This window comes from Rhodococcus sp. 06-1474-1B (assembly GCF_002258885.1).
Classification (GTDB): Bacteria; Actinomycetota; Actinomycetes; order Mycobacteriales; family Mycobacteriaceae; genus Rhodococcoides; species Rhodococcoides fascians.
Genome location: NZ_NOYR01000023.1, coordinates 227,761 through 245,463, shown reverse-complemented (window position 1 = coordinate 245,463; position 17,703 = coordinate 227,761). Strand labels below are relative to the sequence as shown.

Below are 17,703 nucleotides of genomic sequence, written 5' to 3'. Positions count from 1 at the left end.
ACCTATTGGTCCGTGTCGACGACGTCGACACGGATGCCGCGACCACCGATTCCGGAGACGAGAGTGCGCAGCGCCGTAGCGGTGCGACCCCCGCGTCCGATGACCTTGCCCAGGTCGTCGGGGTGCACGTGAACTTCCACGGTGCGACCACGACGGCCGGTGATCATCTCGACGCGAACGTCATCGGGATTGGCGACGATGCCGCGAACGAGATGTTCGACGGCATCGGCGACAACGGCACTCACTTCTCAGCAGCCTCGGCGGCCGGCGCGTCTGCCGTCTCGGTTGCTGCAGCGTCGGTGGTGTCCGCGGCAGCGGAATCGTCCGACTTCGGTGCCTTCTTCTTCTTGGCGGTGGTGGCCTCGCCCTGGGGCTCGGAATCCGCCTGCGCCAGCGCAGCGTTGAAGAGGTCGAGCTTCGACGGCTTGGGCTCGGCGACGCGGAGGGTGCCTTCGGTGCCGGGCAGGCCCTTGAACTTCTGCCAGTCGCCGGTGATCTTCAGCAGTGCCTCGACGGGCTCGGTCGGCTGCGCGCCGACGCCCAGCCAGTACTGCGCACGCTCGGAGTTGATCTCGATGACGCTGGGGTCCTGCTTGGGCTCGTACGTCCCGATGGTCTCGATTGCACGGCCGTTACGGCGGGTGCGGGCGTCGGAAATGACGACGCGGTAATGCGGGGTGCGGATCTTGCCGATACGCATGAGCTTGATCTTGACGGCCATGTTCTGGTGAAGCCTTTCGAGGAGTGGTCACTGCGCAATTCAGCGGTTCGCACGGCATGAGAACCCGGTTTTGCGTTGGAGTTGTCGTGACCGCCGCGCGGTACGTAACCGGAGACGGGCGAACAGCGGTCCATTCTGCCAGACGACCACCCGATACCCTCAATCGCCCGGTCAGGCCAGCAGAATCACCAAAGCCGGAAAGGTGTTGTTGACGGAGTGGGCCGTGGTCGACGCGACGATCGAGCCACTTCTCATTCTCGCGATGCCGATGGCGAGTCCTCCCCACAGCAAGACGACGAAGCGCCACCATTCTCGGTGCCAGATCGCGAACATCACCGCCGTGATCACCAGTACCACCCAGCGGTTGCCCAGCCACGCCATCGGCATGGGTCGAGTGCGTTTTTCGAGAGCTCCCCACAACATGCCGCGGAACATCGTTTCTTCGCAGATCGGTGCGCCGATCCAAATCCACACCGCGAAAGCGACTTTCCACCCCATGGCGATGTCTGCCATACCGCCCAGCGGTGCCTGATCCTGAAAATCGATACGCGAGAGCAGCACGAGTGCGAGCAGCACTCCACCGACGAGGGCGACTCCACCCCAGGCCAGACCGGATCGGATATGACCGACGAGTTCGTGAACGGATCTCGGGAGCCCGAAGTCGACGACGGGGCCGTTGCCCCTCGACATCGTGACCGCCACCGCCAGTCCTGCGGCGAGCAGGCTCGGGATCATGATCCCCACGACGAACAGCGGCGAGGACTCCGAGGACACGACCAGGCCGAGGAGCAGGAACCCGGCAAGATTGAGGCCGAGCACGAGGGCGGCCGCCGGCAGTCCCCACCGTTGGCCGGGTCTGCGCTCCGCAGCCGCTGCTTCGGCACGCCAGTATGTCTCGGACAGTCCCGAGCCCTGCTGTTGCACGTGATTCATCGGTGCCATTCCCGCCCAGCTGGGCCGGTTCACGTCGAATTCCCCCGCGCCTCCTGGTGTGCGGCCGAACTGGTCGGCATCGAATCGGTCCGGGCCTTGCCGCGGATCAACCATCGCCGTATCCCGATCCACTCGCGGCGCGTCCGCGACGATCGGTCACGCGGCCGCGCAGAATCACCAGCTCGGGGTTGGACAACACGTCCGCTCCCCCGCGCGGGTCGTCGGAGTACACGACGAGATCGGCGGGCGCACCGTGCTCGAGCCCGCCTCGCCCCAGCCACGACCGGGCGTCCCAGCAAGCAGCACCGAGCGCGTCGGTCGGTGACAATCCGACGCGTCCCAGAGCGTCCACCTCGTCGGCGATGCGGCCGTGCGCGATGGATCCGCCGGCGTCGGTTCCGGCGAAGATCGGGATACCTGCGTCGTGGGCACGGCCGACGGTATCGCCGACTCGCGCATGCAACGCGCGCATGTGCCGGGCGTAGACCGGGTAGCGGATGGCCGAGTCCGCGATGCCGGGAAAGGTCTCGATGTTGATCAACGTCGGCACCAACGCTGTCCCGTGCTGGACCATCATCTCAATGGTCTCGTCGGTCAGGCCGGTGCCGTGTTCGATGCAGTCGATGCCTGCCGCGATCAGTCCGGGGAGCGCGTCTTCCCCGAAGACGTGCGCGGTGACGCGTGCCCCTTCCGCATGGGCCGCGGCAATGGCGTCGACGAGGATCGCGTCGTTCCAGAGGGGCCGGAGGTCTCCCACCGAGCGGTCGATCCAGTCACCGACGAGCTTGACCCACCCGTCGCCGAATCGCGCCTGTTGCGCGACCGCCTCGGGAAGTTGTGATTCGTCCTCGATGTCGATCGCCAGGCCAGGGATGTATCGCTTCGGGGAGGCGATGTGCCGCCCCGCCCTGATGATGCGTGGGAGGTCGTCGTGGTCGTCCAACGCCCGCGTGTCGACCGGAGAGCCCGCGTCACGCAGCAGCAGAGCCCCGACGCCTCGTTCGGTCTCGGCCTGCGCAATCGACCCGGCCAGGTCGGTGTGTCCTCCGCCGTACTCGATGCCGACATGACAGTGCGCGTCGACGAGCCCGGGCAGGATCCACCCGCCGTCGTGGATGAAGTCGGCATCGGCGATGGGCTCCGTGGACAGGACGCCACCGTCGATCCACAGGTCGATCGGGGACTCGTCCGGCAGCCCGCGTCCCCGCACCCGCAATGCCGACACCGCAGGCCCGCTTACTTCTTCGGCAGCTTCAGCTGCGAGAGATCGATTCCCTCGAGTCCCGGCGGCAATTGATCGAGGCCCTTGGGCATCGACGACAGGTCGGGCATTCCGGCAGGCATTCCACCAGGCATTCCGGGGAACCCGCCGCGGATCTTCGGCTGTGTGGGCCCGCGAGCACCCTTCTTGCCTTTCTTGCCCTTCTTGTTGTTGCGCACCTGCTTTCGCGCACCCGGCATGCCCATCCGACCGGCCATCGCCGACATCATCTTGCGTGCCTCGAAGAACCGATCGACCAATTGGTTGACGTCGGAGACCTTCACGCCCGAGCCGTTCGCGATCCGCAGTCGTCGGGAGGCATTGATGATCTTCGGATCGGTGCGCTCTTGCGGCGTCATGCCGCGAATGATCGCCTGCACCCGGTCCAGTTGCTTCTCGTCGACATTGGCCAGTTCTTTCATCTGGCCCGCGCCGGGCAACATTCCCAACAGATTTCCGATGGGACCCATCTTGCGAACGGCCATCATCTGCTCGAGGAAATCGTCGAGCGTGAGCTGGCCGGAGCCGATCTTGTTGGCGGTGGCCTCGGCCTGCTCGGCGTCGAAGTGCTGCTCGGCCTGCTCGATGAGGCTGAGCACGTCACCCATCCCGAGGATGCGACTGGCCATGCGGTCGGGGTGGAAGACGTCGAAATCTTCGAGCTTCTCGCCGGTCGACGCGAACATGATGGGCTGCCCGGTCACCTCGCGCACGCTCAGTGCTGCGCCGCCGCGGGCATCGCCGTCGAGCTTGGTCAGCACGACACCGGTGAAGCCGACTCCGTCGCGGAACGCCTCGGCGGTACTGACGGCGTCCTGGCCGACCATGGCGTCGAGAACGAACAAGGTTTCGTCCGGCTCGACCGCGTCGCGAATCCCGGCGGCCTGGCTCATCAGCTCGGTGTCGATACCGAGACGGCCTGCGGTGTCGACGATGACCACGTCGTACTGCTTGCTGCGAGCCTCGGCCACTCCGGCGCGGGCCACCTCGACCGGGTCCGCGGCCGACACACCGAGCGCGTTCTCGCCACCGCCGATGGACGTGCCCGGGTGCGGGGCGAAGACTGCCGCGCCTGCCCGTTCGCCGACGATCTGGAGCTGGCTGACGGCACCGGGACGTTGCAGGTCACAGGCGACGAGAAGCGGGGTGTGCCCCTGCCCCTTCAGCCACTTGGCGAGCTTGCCCGCCAAGGTCGTCTTACCGGAACCCTGCAGGCCGGCCAGCATGATGACGGTGGGCGGGTTCTTGGCGAACACCAGTCTGCGTGTTTCGCCGCCGAGGATGCCGACCAGTTCCTCGTTGACGATCTTGACGACCTGCTGAGCCGGGTTGAGTGCGCCCGATACTTCGGCACCCTTGGCGCGGACCTTGATGCGGTTGATGAACTCCCGCACGACGGGCAACGCCACGTCCGCCTCGAGCAGGGCCAGTCGGATCTCGCGGGCTGTGGCGTCGATATCCGCACCGGACAGTCGACCTTTGCCACGCAGGTCCTTGAGAGTCCCGGTCAACCTGTCGGAAAGGGATTCGAACACCGATTGCACTCCTGAGCTAGCCGATCACCGAAAACGAGCCGAGTCCGGCACTGTCACCAGACCGAGTCCGGCGTTGTCACCAGACTAACGCCAGCCCACCTTATCCTCGCTCAGGGCGTCGGGCAGTGAGTCCGTTCGGTGCGGTGCGACCGGTCAGGCCTTGCTTGCCGAATCACTCCACGTCACAGCCACGCCGCGGGTGGAGAGCCACTGTGCGGGATCGACTTTGACGCCGGCGGGATCGTGCACCTCGAAATGCAGGTGCGGGCCGGTCGACTGACCGCGATTGCCCACAGTTGCGATCTGTTCTCCGGCTGTGACCCGCTGACCGGGCTGCACCGAGAAGTCGTTGACGTGTCCGTAGATGGTCTCGGTGCCGTCGTCGTGCAGAACCTTGACCCAGAGTCCGAACCCGGACGCCGGTCCCGCATCGGACACCGTGCCGTCGGCTGCAGCGTAGATGGGCGTGCCGATCGGGGCGGCGATGTCCAGCCCGCTGTGCTGAGTGCCCCACCGCGAACCGAAGTTCGACGTCAACACTCCGGCGACGGGCTGGACCGTCGCCTTCTTCAACGAACGCAAACTCTCAAGCGGCGACGCCGGCCCGGCACCCGTTCCACCGAGTCCGACGTCGTCGAGCCACTGCTGGGCCGCGGCGTCCACCTCGGGGCCGAGAGCGGCGAGCGGCCCCGGAGTCGGTGCCTGTGTCGAGGCGTCCGACGGGACTGCCGAAGGATCGGTCTGCGGGGCCGGAGCAAGGTCCGGTGCGGCCTGCGGCGGCGCACCGAAAGGCGGCGCGAACTGCGGTGGCACGAACTGCGGTGGCACGAACTGCGGTGGCACGAACTGCGGTGGCACGATCTGGGGCAGCTCGAATCCGGCAGGCAGCACACCCTCCGGGACGGCGAAGGGGAATCCGGCCGCGGGCGGTTCCGGGACGGGTGCCGCGCCTGCGGTGCCCGCGCCCATGGTGGTCGCGCCGACGACGATGGCACCGGTTGCGGCGACGATGGTGGCCGCACGCCTGCCGGTGTCCTGAACTTCCTCCGCGGCGCGATGCTTGCCACCGGGCGTACCCGATGCCGTCTCGGCCGGTACGTAGATGTTCGACCGTCGGTGTGATCCCACAGTGCGCGCCTCTCGAAATGTCAGAATTGGAGCCTGCAGGAACGACGAGACGTTCGAGCAGCGGAGCCGGCAGTTCGGCCCGAAGGGCCTGCTGCGTCAGGTGACGAACATAACAAATCGGTCTCGGGGGTAAACCCATCGGCCGGAAGTTCGTGAAATGTCACCACGGCATGTCGGTTTCCGACGAACTTCCGACCAACGGTCAAGTGCCCTCGGGCTTTTCCGGGGGTTTGGGCGGTTCCGGCGATGGCACGACGGCGAGGAGCGCGCGTTCGAGATCCTCGCGCACAGCCCGACTGTCCGCGCCGGCCAAGTCGATGCAGAAGGAATCGACCACAGAACTACCCAGCGTCGATACCCGCGCCCAGCGAATATCGAATCCCTGCTGCTCGATTGCACTCGCCAATCGACACAGCAGGCCGAGGCGGTCCTCGGCTCGCAGTTCGAGCACGACCTGACCCGGTTCGTTGTCGTCGAACCACAGCACCCGAGGCGGAGCCTGGGCGTACAGGACCGGCACAGCCGAATCCTCGCCGTCCTCGTCCGAGGTCTCGACGCGGGCGTCTCGTTCCTTCGCGTCGAGTACGGCGACCAGGTCGAGCTCGCCCGCCTGCGCACGGATGATCTCCTGCCGGATCAACCCCGCCTGCGGCGGAGCACCGAACAACGGTGCGACATCGAACGAGTTGATCGCCGAACCGTCGTGACTGCCGAGCGAGGCCGACAGCACCCGCAAGGAATGCAGTGCCAGCACTCCGGCCGCGTCGGACAGCAGTCCTGGAGTGTCGGGTGCAACCACGGTCACGACGAAGGTGTGCAGACCGTCGGTGGGCGTGATGTCGACGTGCACTCCCCCGCGCGAGGCCAACTCGATGTGCGCCGGGTCGAGCGGATCCGGCGACGGCAGAGTCTCTCCCGCCATCACCAGCCGACAACGACGAACGAGTTCACGGATCAGCGACGCCTTCCAGTCCCCCCACACGCCGGGTCCGGTCGCGAGAGAGTCCGCCTCGGCGAGCGCATGCAGAAGCTCCAGCAGAACGGTGTCCGCACCGAGCGCATCCACGACGGTCTGCACGGTTGCCGGGTCGTCCAGATCGCGCCGGGTGGCAGTCTCCGGCAGCAAGAGGTGATAGCGGACCATTGCCGTCAGCAGGGCCACGTCGGAGGGCCACAAGCCGAGCCGGTTACCGATCTGAACGGCGAGATCGGCACCGACGACGCTGTGGTCGCCGCCGCGCCCCTTTCCGATGTCGTGGACGAGCGCGCCGAGCACCAGCAGATCGGGACGAGCGACACGTGTGGTCAATGCACTTGCGTACGCGGCAGTTTCGACCAGGTGTCGATCCACTGTCCAGGTGTGCACCGCATCTCGAGGCGGCAGATCTCGAACCGCACCCCATTCCGGAATCAGCCTGCCCCACAATCCGGTTCGATCGAGCGCCTCGATGGCCGCGATGGCCTTGCGGCCGGATCCCAGCAGCACCAACAGATCGTTGAGTGCTTCCTTGGGCCACGGCTCACGGAGTTCGGGGGCGCTGTCGGACAGGCGGTTGAGCGTGGAGGCAGACATCGGCATGCCGGTCTGAGCCGACGCTGCCGCAACCCGCATGATCAGACCCGGATCCTTGTTCGGTCGTGCATCGCGTGCCAGCACCACCTCGCCCGCGTGCTCGACGACTCCCTCGTCCAGCGGACGGCGAACGGGTACGCGACGCAGACGCGAAAGACCTCGTCGTGGAAGCGAATTGCCGGCGGTACGCAAACCCACATCGACCGAGTAGCTGATGGTGCGTGCCGAATCGCTGAGCACACGAGCGAGATCGAACCGATCGCCGATGCGAAGCGCAGCACCGATCTCGTCGGCGTCCTGCGCACGTAGCTGATCTCGCGCACGACCGGCCACCCGGTGCAGTTCGGTTCGCACGTCGAGAAGTCGCCCGTGCGCGAATGCCAAACCGCCGCCGGGTGATTCGGGTCCCAACCCGGGCATGCCATCGGTCAACTGAGCAATCGAGAGGGCGTCGAGCAGTTGCACGTCGCGCAGCCCGCCGCGGCCGCTCTTGAGGTCGGGTTCGGCACGGTGTGCGATCTCGCCGCTCCGTGCCCAGCGCCCCTGAGTCTGGCCGATCAGCTCGTCGAAGCGACCGCGAATTCCGGTGCGCCACTGCCGACGTATGCCACCGATCAACAGGTTGCTCAATTCCACGTCACCGGCGATGTGGCGTGCTTCGAGCATGCCGAGTGCTGCGGTCATGTCCGCCGCGGCAACCTGCAGGGCCTGCGGCACGGTACGCACACTGTGATCGAGCTTGATGTGGGCGTCCCACAACGGATACCAGAGCTTGTCGGCGACGTCGGCCACGATGCGGGGGTCGAGATCGTCGTGCAACAGAATCAAGTCCAGGTCGGAGTACGGCAGCAGTTCGCGACGCGCCAGACCTCCTACTGCGACTATCGCGAAACCGGAATCCGGCTTCACGCCCAGTTCTGCGCCCTTGGTGGTCAGCCAGAACTCGTGAAGATCGACGAGCGCCTGCCTGAGCGAGGGCGCATCGAGGCGGCGGTTGCGGGTGCCGCCGTCGAGCAGTTGCTTTCTGGCCCGAGCGAGATCCGCAGCTGCATCGCTCGTGCCCTTCGATGCGGAGCCCGTAGAGACCGAAGGCCCCGGTTCTGGCGCGCGTGCGCCAGAACCGGGGCCCCCGGACCGAGACCCTGTGGGGTCAGAGCGCATCGGCGCCACGTTCTCCGGTACGGACTCGGATGACCGAATCCACCGGGGAAACCCACACTTTGCCGTCACCGATCTTGCCGGTGCGGGCTGCTTCGACGATGACCTCGACGACCTTCTCCACTGCGGCGTCGTCGACGACTACCTCGACACGCACCTTCGGAACGAAATCGACCGAGTACTCCGCACCTCGGTAGACCTCGGTGTGGCCCTTCTGGCGGCCGTAGCCCTGAACCTCACTGACGGTCATTCCGAGCACGCCGGCCTGTTCCAGCCCCGTCTTGACGTCCTCCAGGGTGAACGGTTTGACGATTGCCGTGATCAGCTTCATTTTTGCTTCCCTTCACAAGACCTCGAGTGCCCGTTGTCGTACGGTGCAGCGTTCATCTCTATCTCTACCTTGTCAGGCGAAATCATATGCAGTCTCGGCGTGCTCGGCCTCGTCGATGCCGTTCGCCTCTTCCTCGTCCGTCACGCGCCAGCCCAGCGGCTTCAGAGCGAAGGCGATGACCGCGGTCACGATTGCGGTGAAGACCAATGCGAACAACGCGATGACGATCTGCACGACGAGCTGCTTGTAGTCACCACCGTAGAACAGGCCGGTCTCGGATCCGAGGAAGCCGATTCCGATGGTGCCCCACAGGCCTGCGACCAGGTGGACGCCGACGACGTCGAGCGAGTCGTCGTAACCGAACTTGAACTTCAGTCCGACGGCGAGAGCCGACAGCACGCCGGCGATGACGCCGAGGATCATGGCTCCGACCGGGGTGAGCGCACCGGCGGCCGGGGTGATGGCGACCAGACCTGCGACGATGCCCGATGCGGCACCGAGGCTGGTTGCGTGTCCGTCGCGGATGCGCTCGGTGATGAGCCAGCCTGCGATGGCCGCTGCGGTGGCCGCGGTGGTGTTGACCCAGGCCACGCCTGCGATGCCGTCGGCGGCGAATGCCGAACCGGCGTTGAATCCGAACCAGCCGAACCACAGCAGCGCTGCGCCGAGCATGACGAACGGGAGGTTGTGCGGACGGTAGGCGACCTTGCCGAATCCGGCTCGCTTGCCGATGATGATCGCCAGGATCAGGCCTGCGATACCGGCGTTGATGTGCACGACGGTTCCACCGGCGAAGTCGATCGGTGCGACGTTGGCGACGGTGTCACCGTCGTCGTTGACCATCGTTCCGAAAATCTTTGCAGCCAAGCCCTTCTCGGAGCCCGACAGCAGTCCACCGCCCCAGACCATGTGTGCCAGCGGGAAGTACGCGAGGGTGACCCAGATTCCTGCGAAGGCGAGCCAGGTGCCGTACTTGACTCGACCGGCGATCGAGCCGCTGATCAGGGCGACCGTGATGATGGCGAACGTGACCTGGAACGCTACGTCGATGACGTTGGCGTAACCCCATGCGCCGGCGATGTAGTTGCCGTCCGCGTCGGTGATCGAATCCTTGAGTCCGAAGAACTCGAACGGGTTGGCGAAGACACCGCCGATGTCCTGGGTGCCGTAGGACATCGACCATCCCCACAGGAAGTAGATGATCGAGACGACGGCCATAGCTCCGAACGACATCATCATCATGTTCAACACGGACTTCGACTGCGACATACCGCCGTAGAAGAACGCCAAGCCCGGCGTCATCAGCAGTACCAGCGATGCTGCCATCAGCATCCACGCGGCGTTGCCGGAGTTGGCCAACATATCCTCGGGACTCACGTACACCCTCCATTCTCCTGCACACCGGTTGGCGCGCCGTTACGCAAGAAGAGTGGTTTCACGAAGTTTCATCCGTGACACTCGGGTGTTTCGGGCATGTGAACGCATGACCGAATTCTGTTGCTAAAAGGTTTCGTGCTGGCGTTTGTGCTTTTTACCCGGTTCGCCGGAGCCCGGCGAGGTCGATCAACCGAGCAGTGCGTCGACGAACGCCCCTGGCTCGAACGGAGCCAGATCGTCGGCACCTTCGCCGAGACCGACGAGCTTGACGGGTACCCCGAGTTCCCGCTGTACCTGAAAAACGATGCCGCCCTTCGCGGTTCCGTCGAGCTTGGTCAGCACGACACCGGTGATGTCCACGATCTCGGCGAAGACGCGCGCCTGAGTCAGTCCGTTCTGGCCGACCGTCGCATCCAGAACGAGCAGCACGTCGTCGACGTGGGCCCGCTTCTCGATGACGCGTTTGACCTTGCTCAGCTCGTCCATCAGACCGGACTTCGTGTGCAGGCGACCTGCGGTGTCGACCAGCACCACGTCGACTCCGTTCTCGATTCCCTTGCTCACCGCGTCGAAGGCAACGGCGGCCGGGTCGGCGGCTTCCTTGCCGCGCACCACTTCGGCACCGACTCGCTCGGCCCAGGTCTGCAGCTGATCCGCGGCAGCAGCGCGGAACGTGTCGGCCGCACCGAGGAGCACTCGCCGGCCGTCCGCGACCAGGACACGGGCGAGCTTGCCGGTGGTCGTGGTCTTGCCGGTGCCGTTGACTCCGACGACCAACAACACCGCAGGCGCGCCGTCGTGCGGAAGCGCGCGAATCGAACGATCGAACTCCGGATGCAGTTGCGCCACCAGAATTTCCCGCAGCAGGGCTCGCGCATCGGCTTCGGTACGAATACTGCGAGCTGCCATCTGCTCGCGCAGCGTGCGCATGATCTCCGTGGTCGTGGCCGAGCCGATGTCGGCGATCAGCAACGTGTCCTCGACCTCTTCCCAGGAGTCCTCGTCCAGGTCTCCGCCGCCGAGCAATCCGAGCAGGGACTTGCCCACCGCAGACTGGGAACGAGCCAGACGTCCACGAAGACGGTCCAACCGACCTTCGGTCGGATCGATGGTGTCCAGTCGAGGAGCAGGCGCCTCGGCGTCCGGGGCGGGTTCCGGCACCGCAGGCGCGGTGGGCTCGGCCGGCTCGGCTGGCTCGACAACCGGCACCTGAGGCTCGACGACCGGAACCTCGGGGTCGAGGACCTCCGGCTCGTCCCGAGTGTGGGTGGGTGGCACCGGCGTCGGCTCGACCGGGAAGGTCTCGACAGGCTTCGGGGCAGGCGGGACGGGCTTCGGGGCAGGCGGGACGGGCTTCGGGGCAGGCGGGACGGGCTCGGCGGTCGCAGTGCCCTGACTGAACGAGAAACCGCTGCCCGCGGTGTAGCCACCGGATCTGTCCTTGGTGGCCGCGTCCTCGATTCGGGCGGCCTCGTCCGACTTGAGGGACACTCTCCGGCGACGGGACAGAACGAACCCGACGACGAGGACGACGAGCAGGACGGCAGCGATCGCCGCGACGATGATCCACGCTTGATTACTCACGTGACCATCCTCTCAGGTGGTAACGACCGAACGCATCGGTGGTGCATCGCCGAAATGGACTGTCCGCCGTCCGGGTCGTGTCGATAGCATCGTCGCCATGACGTGGACCACGGTGCGCGACGCCGACCAACTGACCGCCATGTTCGGCGAACCCAGCTTTCGGGCGGCCAACAAGGATCGCCGGACCCTGCATCCACTCGACGTGCACTGGCTCGCGGCCTCGCCTTTCTGCCTGATGGGAACCTCGGACGCGAGCGGGCGGTGCGACGTCTCCCCCAAGGGTGATCCGCCCGGCAGCCTGGTCCACGTGGTCGACGAGGCCACGATCGCACTGGCCGAACGGCCCGGTAATCGTCGAATGGACGGCTACCGCAACATTCTCGAGAATCCGTTCGTCGGCCTGAACTTCTTCGTGCCGGGGCGCGGCGACACCCTGCGCATCAACGGTCGCGCGTCGCTGGTGACCGACGCACCGTTCTTCGACGAACTACAGGTCAAGGGCCACCGACCCATCATGTGCCTCGTCGTCGACATCGAGCAGGTGTTCCACCACTGCGCCAAGGCATTCATGCGGTCCAAGTTGTGGCAGCCGGACACGTGGGATGCGGACTCCATTCCCGATGTCGCGTCCTTGACGAAAGCGTTGATTCCGCAGGCACCCGAAACGGTGGAAGAACTCCGCGAGTACTACGGGCCCTCCTACGCCGAGCAGCTCTACCCCGAGAAGTAGCGCAGCCTCACGTCGCGGAATCGGTGTCGCTGGGCACCGACACGTCCGGTTCGGCGGCCTCGACGGCAGGTTCGACTGCATCGACGGCGACGCGCTCGCGATTGAGCCGCTGCGAGATGACGGTGGTGATGCCGTCACCGCGCATACTGACGCCGTAGAGGGCGTCGGCCACTTCCATCGTCGGCTTCTGGTGCGTGATGACGATCAGTTGCGACTTCTCGCGGAGTTGCTCGAACAAACCGATGAGTCGCCGCAGGTTGGTGTCGTCCAGCGCTGCTTCGACCTCGTCCATCACGTAGAACGGCGACGGTCGAGCACGGAAGATCGCCACGAGCATCGCAACGGCCGTCAGCGACTTCTCGCCGCCGGACAGCAGCGACAGCCGCTTGACCTTCTTGCCGGGCGGCCGTGCTTCCACTTCGATTCCGGTGGTGAGCATGTCCGACGGGTCGGTCAGAATCAGCCGTCCCTCGCCCCCGGGGAACAGTTTGGCGAAGACACCGGTGAATTCACGCTCGACGTCCAGCCAGGCCTCGGTGAACACCTGCAGGATGCGGTCGTCCACGTCGGCGACGACCCCGAGCAGGTCCTTGCGCGCGGACTTGACGTCCTCGAGCTGGGTGGACAGAAAGTTGTATCGCTCTTCCAGTGCCGCGAACTCTTCCAGAGCCAGCGGGTTCACCTTGCCGAGCGTGGCCAGATCCCGTTCGGCGCGTTTGACACGCGCCTGCTGAGTGGCGCGGTCGAACGGCATCGGGGCGGGTGCCACCACCTGCTCACCGCGTTCCTTGGCCGCCTCGTACTCGGCCATTTCGAGTTCGGTCGGAGGCAGCGGGACGTCGGGGCCGTATTCCGCCACCAGATCGTCGAGCCCGATCCCGTGCTGTTCGAGAATGGTCGTCTCGAGTTGCTCGATGCGCAGGGCGGCCTGGGCACGCGCCACCTCGTCGCGGTGCACCGCGTCGGTGATCGAGGCCAACTGTCCCTGAAGTGCCCGAACCTGCTCCTTGACCGTGTCGAGTTCGGCTGTGCGCGTTGTCCGTTCGGCCGAGAGCTCGTCGCGCCGTCGTGCGGCAGCAGCGACGACCGCCCCGAGACGAGTCGCGAGCTCTTCACCCGACTCCGCCACTGCGGCAGCGACCGCGGCAGCATGACGCCGAGCCGCGCTCTCCCTCTCGGCCCTGGCTCTGGCCTCCCGCTCGGCTCGCGCCGCCCGGCGTAGCGAATCTGCCCGTCCCCGGACCGACTGCGCACGCTCCTCCGCGGTGCGCACGTTCAGCCGAGCTTCGACTTCCACGGCGCGAACCTCGGTGAGTGCGGCCGCCGCCATTTCACGCTCCATCGTGGTAGCCGCGTCGCCGCTCTCACCGTCTCCCACGAACCCGGATTGTTCGTCCTCGGCAGATCGCAGGCTGTCTTCCAGCTCGGCCAGCCGAGCGACCGCTTCCTCGCGACTCGTCTCGGCCGAATCACGCTGCGTCGTCAACCGTGCCGACTCGGCATGAGCAGACCGCGCCAATTGACCGAGCCTGCCCAGCTGCTCGTACACAGCTGCCATAGCGGCATCGGATTCGTTGAGGGCAGCCAGAGCCTGCTCCGCCGATTCACGTCGGTCGCGCTGTTCCGCGAGCGCACCGGAAAGCGCTGCATCGAGTTCCTCGGCCCGGCGCACGGCCGCAGCCAGCTCGACGGTCGAGGTGTCGATGGCGGATTGCACTTCGAGCGTGCTGGGCCGTCGGTCCGATCCTCCGGTCACCCACCCGGGTTCGACGACGTCGCCGTCCTTGGTCACCGCGCGCAGTCGGCCGTTGTCGGAGACGAGTCGGTGCGCGGTATCGAGCGAGTCGACGGCAACCACGCCGTCGAGCAATGCCGTCATGGCACCGGCCAGGCGGTCCGGGTAGTCGATGAGATCGAGCACCCACCGCGCGCCATCAGGAAGTTCCGGTCGCGAGAGTGGTTGCACTGCAACGGAACTGCTGTGCACTATGGCTGCGCGACCACCGTCCGCGGCGCGGAGCGCCAGGACTGCATCGCGGGCAGCGGCGAAAGACTCGGCGTGGGCAGCGTCGGCCGCCGGTCCCATCGCGACTGCGACCGCGATCTCGAATCCCGGCTCGACCGTCAGGTGCCCGGCCAGCAGTCCCGACAGTCCGTCCTGTTCGTTCTCCACCAACCAGCCGGCACCGTCTTTTCGTTCGAGGCCCATCGTCAGCGCCTCGATCCTCGCTTCGAAGGACGCCACCCGCTTACCCGCGGTGCGTTCCTCGGCCTGCAATTCCGAGACACGCGCATCGGCATGACGTAGCGCAGCCACTGCGCGCTCGTAGTGGGTGTCCAAGCTCAGTTCGCTGGCGTCGAGGGTACCGATCTGGTCCTGCACGCTCTCGAACTCGCGCTGGGCCGCCTCGCCCCGTTCACGGGCCTCGTCGATGGCCACCGACAGGCGTGCCACCTCGGCGTCGATAGATTCGACCTTGGTCCGGAAGGTATCGACCCGCCCGGACAAGCGTGCAAAGCCCTCCCTGCGATCGGCCACCGCACGCACGGCCGCCAGGTGCGCCCGTTCCGCAGCCGCAGCCGCCGACTCTCGTTCGGCCAACTGTTCGCGGGCCGCCTCGAGGGTTTCCCGCGCCATCTCCACGGCTTCGACGAGTTCCATCTCTTCTTCGGCAACCCGCTCGGCTTGTGCCTCCAGCTCGTCTGGGTCCTGCCCTCGACCGGCGCTCTGCACGGAGTCGAGGTGCCGGGCCCGCTCGTGCGCGATGCGAACAGTCGCGTTGACTCGTTCGGCCAGCGCGGAAAGTCGAAACCACGACTGCCCGGCTGCTTCGGCGCTGGGCGTCAGGCGAGCGACGGCTTGCTCGTGTTCGGCGAGGGCTACGGTCCCCGCCTCGAGGGCGTCCTGCACCATCGCATACTGCTCGCGAGCCGCTTCCTCGTCCTGCGTCTGGTTGGCGAATTCTTCTCGCCTGGCCACCAAATCGTCTGCCGCCAGCCGGAGGCGAGCGTCGCGCAGGTCTGCCTGCACCGTCTGCGCTCGACGTGCGACCTCGGCCTGCCGACCCAACGGCTTGAGTTGCCGACGCAGTTCGGTCGTCAGATCGGTCAGTCGCGCGAGATTGGCCTGCATCGCGTCGAGTTTGCGGACCGCCTTTTCCTTGCGTTTGCGGTGCTTGAGAACGCCGGCAGCTTCCTCGATGAATGCTCGCCGGTCCTCCGGGCGGGATTCGAGAATCGCCGCCAGCCGGCCCTGCCCGACGATCACGTGCATCTCGCGCCCGATACCGGAGTCGCTCAGCAGCTCCTGGACGTCCATCAAACGGCAGGAACTTCCGTTGATCTCGTACTCGCCCGCACCATCGCGAAACATGCGGCGGGTGATCGATACCTCGGAGTAGTCGATCGGCAGCGCTCCGTCGGAGTTGTCGATCGTCAGCGTCACCTCGGCTCGACCCAGCGGCGCTCGACCCGAGGTTCCCGCGAAGATGACGTCTTCCATCTTGCCGCCGCGCAGGGCTTTGGCACCCTGCTCGCCCATCACCCAGGTCAGAGCGTCCACGACATTCGATTTACCGGAGCCGTTCGGTCCGACCACGCAGGTGATACCGGGCTCGAATCGAAGAGTCGTCGCCGAAGCGAAGGACTTGAAGCCCTTGAGCGTCAGACTCTTCAGATACATAGCGTCCGTACTTTACCGGCCAGGTGCCCACCCGCGCGCCCAGCCTCCGGTAGTGCAGGTCAGCGCTCGACGAAACCGCTCAGATCACCGCGGGCCGACCCCCAACTCTCGACGACGAGCGTCACCGTGCCGGGGGTTCCACCGCCGCGTAGCAGTTCGAGAAGCGCGTCGAGACGATCGCGCGGTCCCTCGGCGATCACCAGCACCCGTCCGTCGGCGTGGTTGGTCGCGTGACCGACGAGACCGAGTTCGAGAGCACGCGATCGAGTCCACCACCGAAACCCGACGCCCTGCACCAGGCCGTGCACCCACGCTGTCAGACGCTCGTCGCTCATGCCGGGCTCAACTCTCGGACGGATCCGTCGAAACTCGTTGCGTACAACGACGTCGGGTCGAATCCCACCCCGCCGAACGCGACCGCAGATGTCAGCGGCACACCTGTCGCCACGGCACACGACGACCCCGACGTCGGGTCGATGCGAATAACTCGTCCCGCGAGATTCTGTGCGAGATAGATCATTCCGTCGACACCCACGGTCAGGTCGTCCGACATGGTGAGTGGTCCGAATCCGTCGACGCGAACACGCGAGACCGAACCGGACGGATCCTGCTCGTCGAGGACGTACACGACGGGCTCGACATCGAACGTGTTGCCCACGTAGATCTTTCCACGCGCAATCGCAATCCCGTTGGCAGACCCCAGATCCGCACGTACCGTCGACACGGTGCGATCGGTCGCGATCCGGCTCAGGCCTGCAGCGACACCCAGATTACGGGTGGTGAAGAGATCACCCGTCTCCGATCTCGCCAGTCCGTTGGGCATCGCCAGGCCCGACGCGTACGTCGAGCGACCACCGGTATCGAGATCGAGCGCGTCGATCGTTCCGGTCGAGGAATCGAAAAGTCCTGCGGCCGCACTGTTTCCGGTGGTGAAGTACAGGGTGTCTCCGTCCCGCACCAAGCCGCCGGGTGACTCGACGCCCGACACCAGAGTGCCCCGGTCTCCGTTCGGCGCGACGCTACGTAGAGCACCCGGTCCGATCGGCGACGTCTCGGAAACGATCATCGAGCCGCGGCCGTCGAACTCCAGATTCTCGAGCATCCCGAATCCCGACGCCACTGTGCTCACCGACCACGGAGTACACGCACTCGACGCCTGTGCGGCCGGGGCCGCGGCGATCGACGCGCCGCAGAGCAACGCAGCGGTGAAGATCGCCCGAGACTTCATCAGGCGTCCACGTCGATGTCCAGGTTGATCGTCGTTCCGGCCTTCAAGGTCCGCCCGACCGTGCACACCTTGTCGATGGCACGCTCGACGACGGTCAGCAGGCGTTGCTGCGCCTCGGGGTCCATCGCGCTGAGGTCGACTCGAAGGATCTCGTTCAACTCGGGATAGAGCTCGTTCTCGCGGTCGGCGGCCCCGGACACCTCGACGGTGGCGGAGTAGTCGTCACCGAGTCGACGAGAGAGCGGGACGTCGGAGCTCATGCCCGTGCACGCCGCGAGGGCGATCTTGAGCAGCTCCCCCGGAGTGAAAACACCCTCGACCGATTCGGACCCGATGAGCACCTCGGCTCCCCGCGAACTGCGACCGGTGTATCGACGTGTGCCTGTGCGCTCGACCCAGAGGTTGGTCGGCGTGCTCTGTTCTGCCATGACCGAAATACTAGGCGGGCGGTTCAGGAGTGGA

General features: G+C 66.1%; 15 protein-coding genes. 1 reads left to right on the top strand and 14 read right to left on the bottom strand.

The window, feature by feature from the left end:
* Nucleotides 1-2: 2 nt before the first annotated feature.
* From CH266_RS11375 to ftsY, 10 genes are all read right to left on the bottom strand, one after another.
* On the bottom strand, nucleotides 3-245 hold the full coding sequence (locus tag CH266_RS11375; protein WP_027496687.1) for an RNA-binding protein: 243 nt from the start codon (nucleotides 243-245) through the stop codon (nucleotides 3-5).
* Nucleotides 242-721 (bottom strand): 30S ribosomal protein S16, encoded by a 480-nt coding sequence (gene rpsP / locus CH266_RS11370; protein ID WP_027496686.1) that lies wholly within the window; start codon nucleotides 719-721, stop codon nucleotides 242-244. Before rpsP ends, CH266_RS11375 begins: the two co-directional genes overlap by 4 nt.
* A gap of 171 nt (nucleotides 722-892) precedes the next feature.
* The gene (locus CH266_RS11365) at nucleotides 893-1,768 is read right to left on the bottom strand and encodes a CPBP family intramembrane glutamic endopeptidase (RefSeq protein WP_080730117.1); all 876 of its coding nucleotides are present in this window, start codon (nucleotides 1,766-1,768) and stop codon (nucleotides 893-895) included.
* Nucleotides 1,761-2,879: an amidohydrolase family protein gene (locus tag CH266_RS11360; RefSeq protein WP_032383415.1), complete on the bottom strand. Its 1,119-nt coding sequence runs from the start codon at nucleotides 2,877-2,879 to the stop codon at nucleotides 1,761-1,763. The genes CH266_RS11365 and CH266_RS11360 overlap by 8 nt, the downstream gene beginning before the upstream one ends.
* Before the next feature lie 11 nt (nucleotides 2,880-2,890).
* Complete coding sequence (gene ffh / locus CH266_RS11355) at nucleotides 2,891-4,450, bottom strand: signal recognition particle protein (protein ID WP_032366589.1); 1,560 nt, start codon at nucleotides 4,448-4,450, stop codon at nucleotides 2,891-2,893.
* A 153-nt stretch (nucleotides 4,451-4,603) separates the two neighbouring features.
* Complete coding sequence (locus tag CH266_RS11350; protein WP_032383416.1) at nucleotides 4,604-5,578, bottom strand: M23 family metallopeptidase; 975 nt, start codon at nucleotides 5,576-5,578, stop codon at nucleotides 4,604-4,606.
* 202 nt (nucleotides 5,579-5,780) lie between these two features.
* On the bottom strand, nucleotides 5,781-8,312 hold the full coding sequence (locus CH266_RS11345) for a [protein-PII] uridylyltransferase (RefSeq protein ID WP_027496681.1): 2,532 nt from the start codon (nucleotides 8,310-8,312) through the stop codon (nucleotides 5,781-5,783).
* Complete coding sequence (locus CH266_RS11340) at nucleotides 8,302-8,640, bottom strand: P-II family nitrogen regulator (protein WP_019664269.1); 339 nt, start codon at nucleotides 8,638-8,640, stop codon at nucleotides 8,302-8,304. Before CH266_RS11340 ends, CH266_RS11345 begins: the two co-directional genes overlap by 11 nt.
* A 72-nt stretch (nucleotides 8,641-8,712) precedes the next feature.
* Nucleotides 8,713-10,017 carry an ammonium transporter gene (locus CH266_RS11335; RefSeq protein ID WP_370878683.1) on the bottom strand — a complete coding sequence of 435 codons (1,305 nt, stop codon included), beginning with the start codon at nucleotides 10,015-10,017 and terminating at the stop codon, nucleotides 8,713-8,715.
* 186 nt (nucleotides 10,018-10,203) lie between these two features.
* Nucleotides 10,204-11,601 carry a signal recognition particle-docking protein FtsY gene (gene ftsY / locus CH266_RS11330; protein WP_032384415.1) on the bottom strand — a complete coding sequence of 466 codons (1,398 nt, stop codon included), beginning with the start codon at nucleotides 11,599-11,601 and terminating at the stop codon, nucleotides 10,204-10,206.
* A gap of 97 nt (nucleotides 11,602-11,698) precedes the next feature.
* Between ftsY and CH266_RS11325 the strand changes: the two genes are divergently transcribed.
* The gene (locus tag CH266_RS11325) at nucleotides 11,699-12,331 is read left to right on the top strand and encodes an MSMEG_1061 family FMN-dependent PPOX-type flavoprotein (RefSeq protein WP_094715305.1); all 633 of its coding nucleotides are present in this window, start codon (nucleotides 11,699-11,701) and stop codon (nucleotides 12,329-12,331) included.
* Nucleotides 12,332-12,338: 7 nt separating this feature from the next.
* Here CH266_RS11325 and smc read toward each other — a convergent pair whose 3' ends face one another.
* Genes smc through CH266_RS11305 form a run of 4 tightly spaced genes read right to left on the bottom strand, consistent with a single transcriptional unit; the run spans nucleotide 12,339 to nucleotide 17,669 of the window.
* Nucleotides 12,339-16,013, bottom strand: coding sequence for a chromosome segregation protein SMC (smc, locus tag CH266_RS11320; protein WP_094715304.1), 3,675 nt, complete (start codon nucleotides 16,011-16,013; stop codon nucleotides 12,339-12,341).
* Between the two features lie 59 nt (nucleotides 16,014-16,072).
* The gene (locus tag CH266_RS11315) at nucleotides 16,073-16,348 is read right to left on the bottom strand and encodes an acylphosphatase (RefSeq protein ID WP_032372630.1); all 276 of its coding nucleotides are present in this window, start codon (nucleotides 16,346-16,348) and stop codon (nucleotides 16,073-16,075) included.
* Nucleotides 16,345-17,241, bottom strand: coding sequence for an SMP-30/gluconolactonase/LRE family protein (locus tag CH266_RS11310; protein ID WP_032383419.1), 897 nt, complete (start codon nucleotides 17,239-17,241; stop codon nucleotides 16,345-16,347). Before CH266_RS11310 ends, CH266_RS11315 begins: the two co-directional genes overlap by 4 nt.
* Nucleotides 17,241-17,669 (bottom strand): OsmC family protein, encoded by a 429-nt coding sequence (locus tag CH266_RS11305; RefSeq protein ID WP_027496674.1) that lies wholly within the window; start codon nucleotides 17,667-17,669, stop codon nucleotides 17,241-17,243. The genes CH266_RS11310 and CH266_RS11305 overlap by 1 nt, the downstream gene beginning before the upstream one ends.
* Nucleotides 17,670-17,703 lie beyond the last annotated feature (34 nt).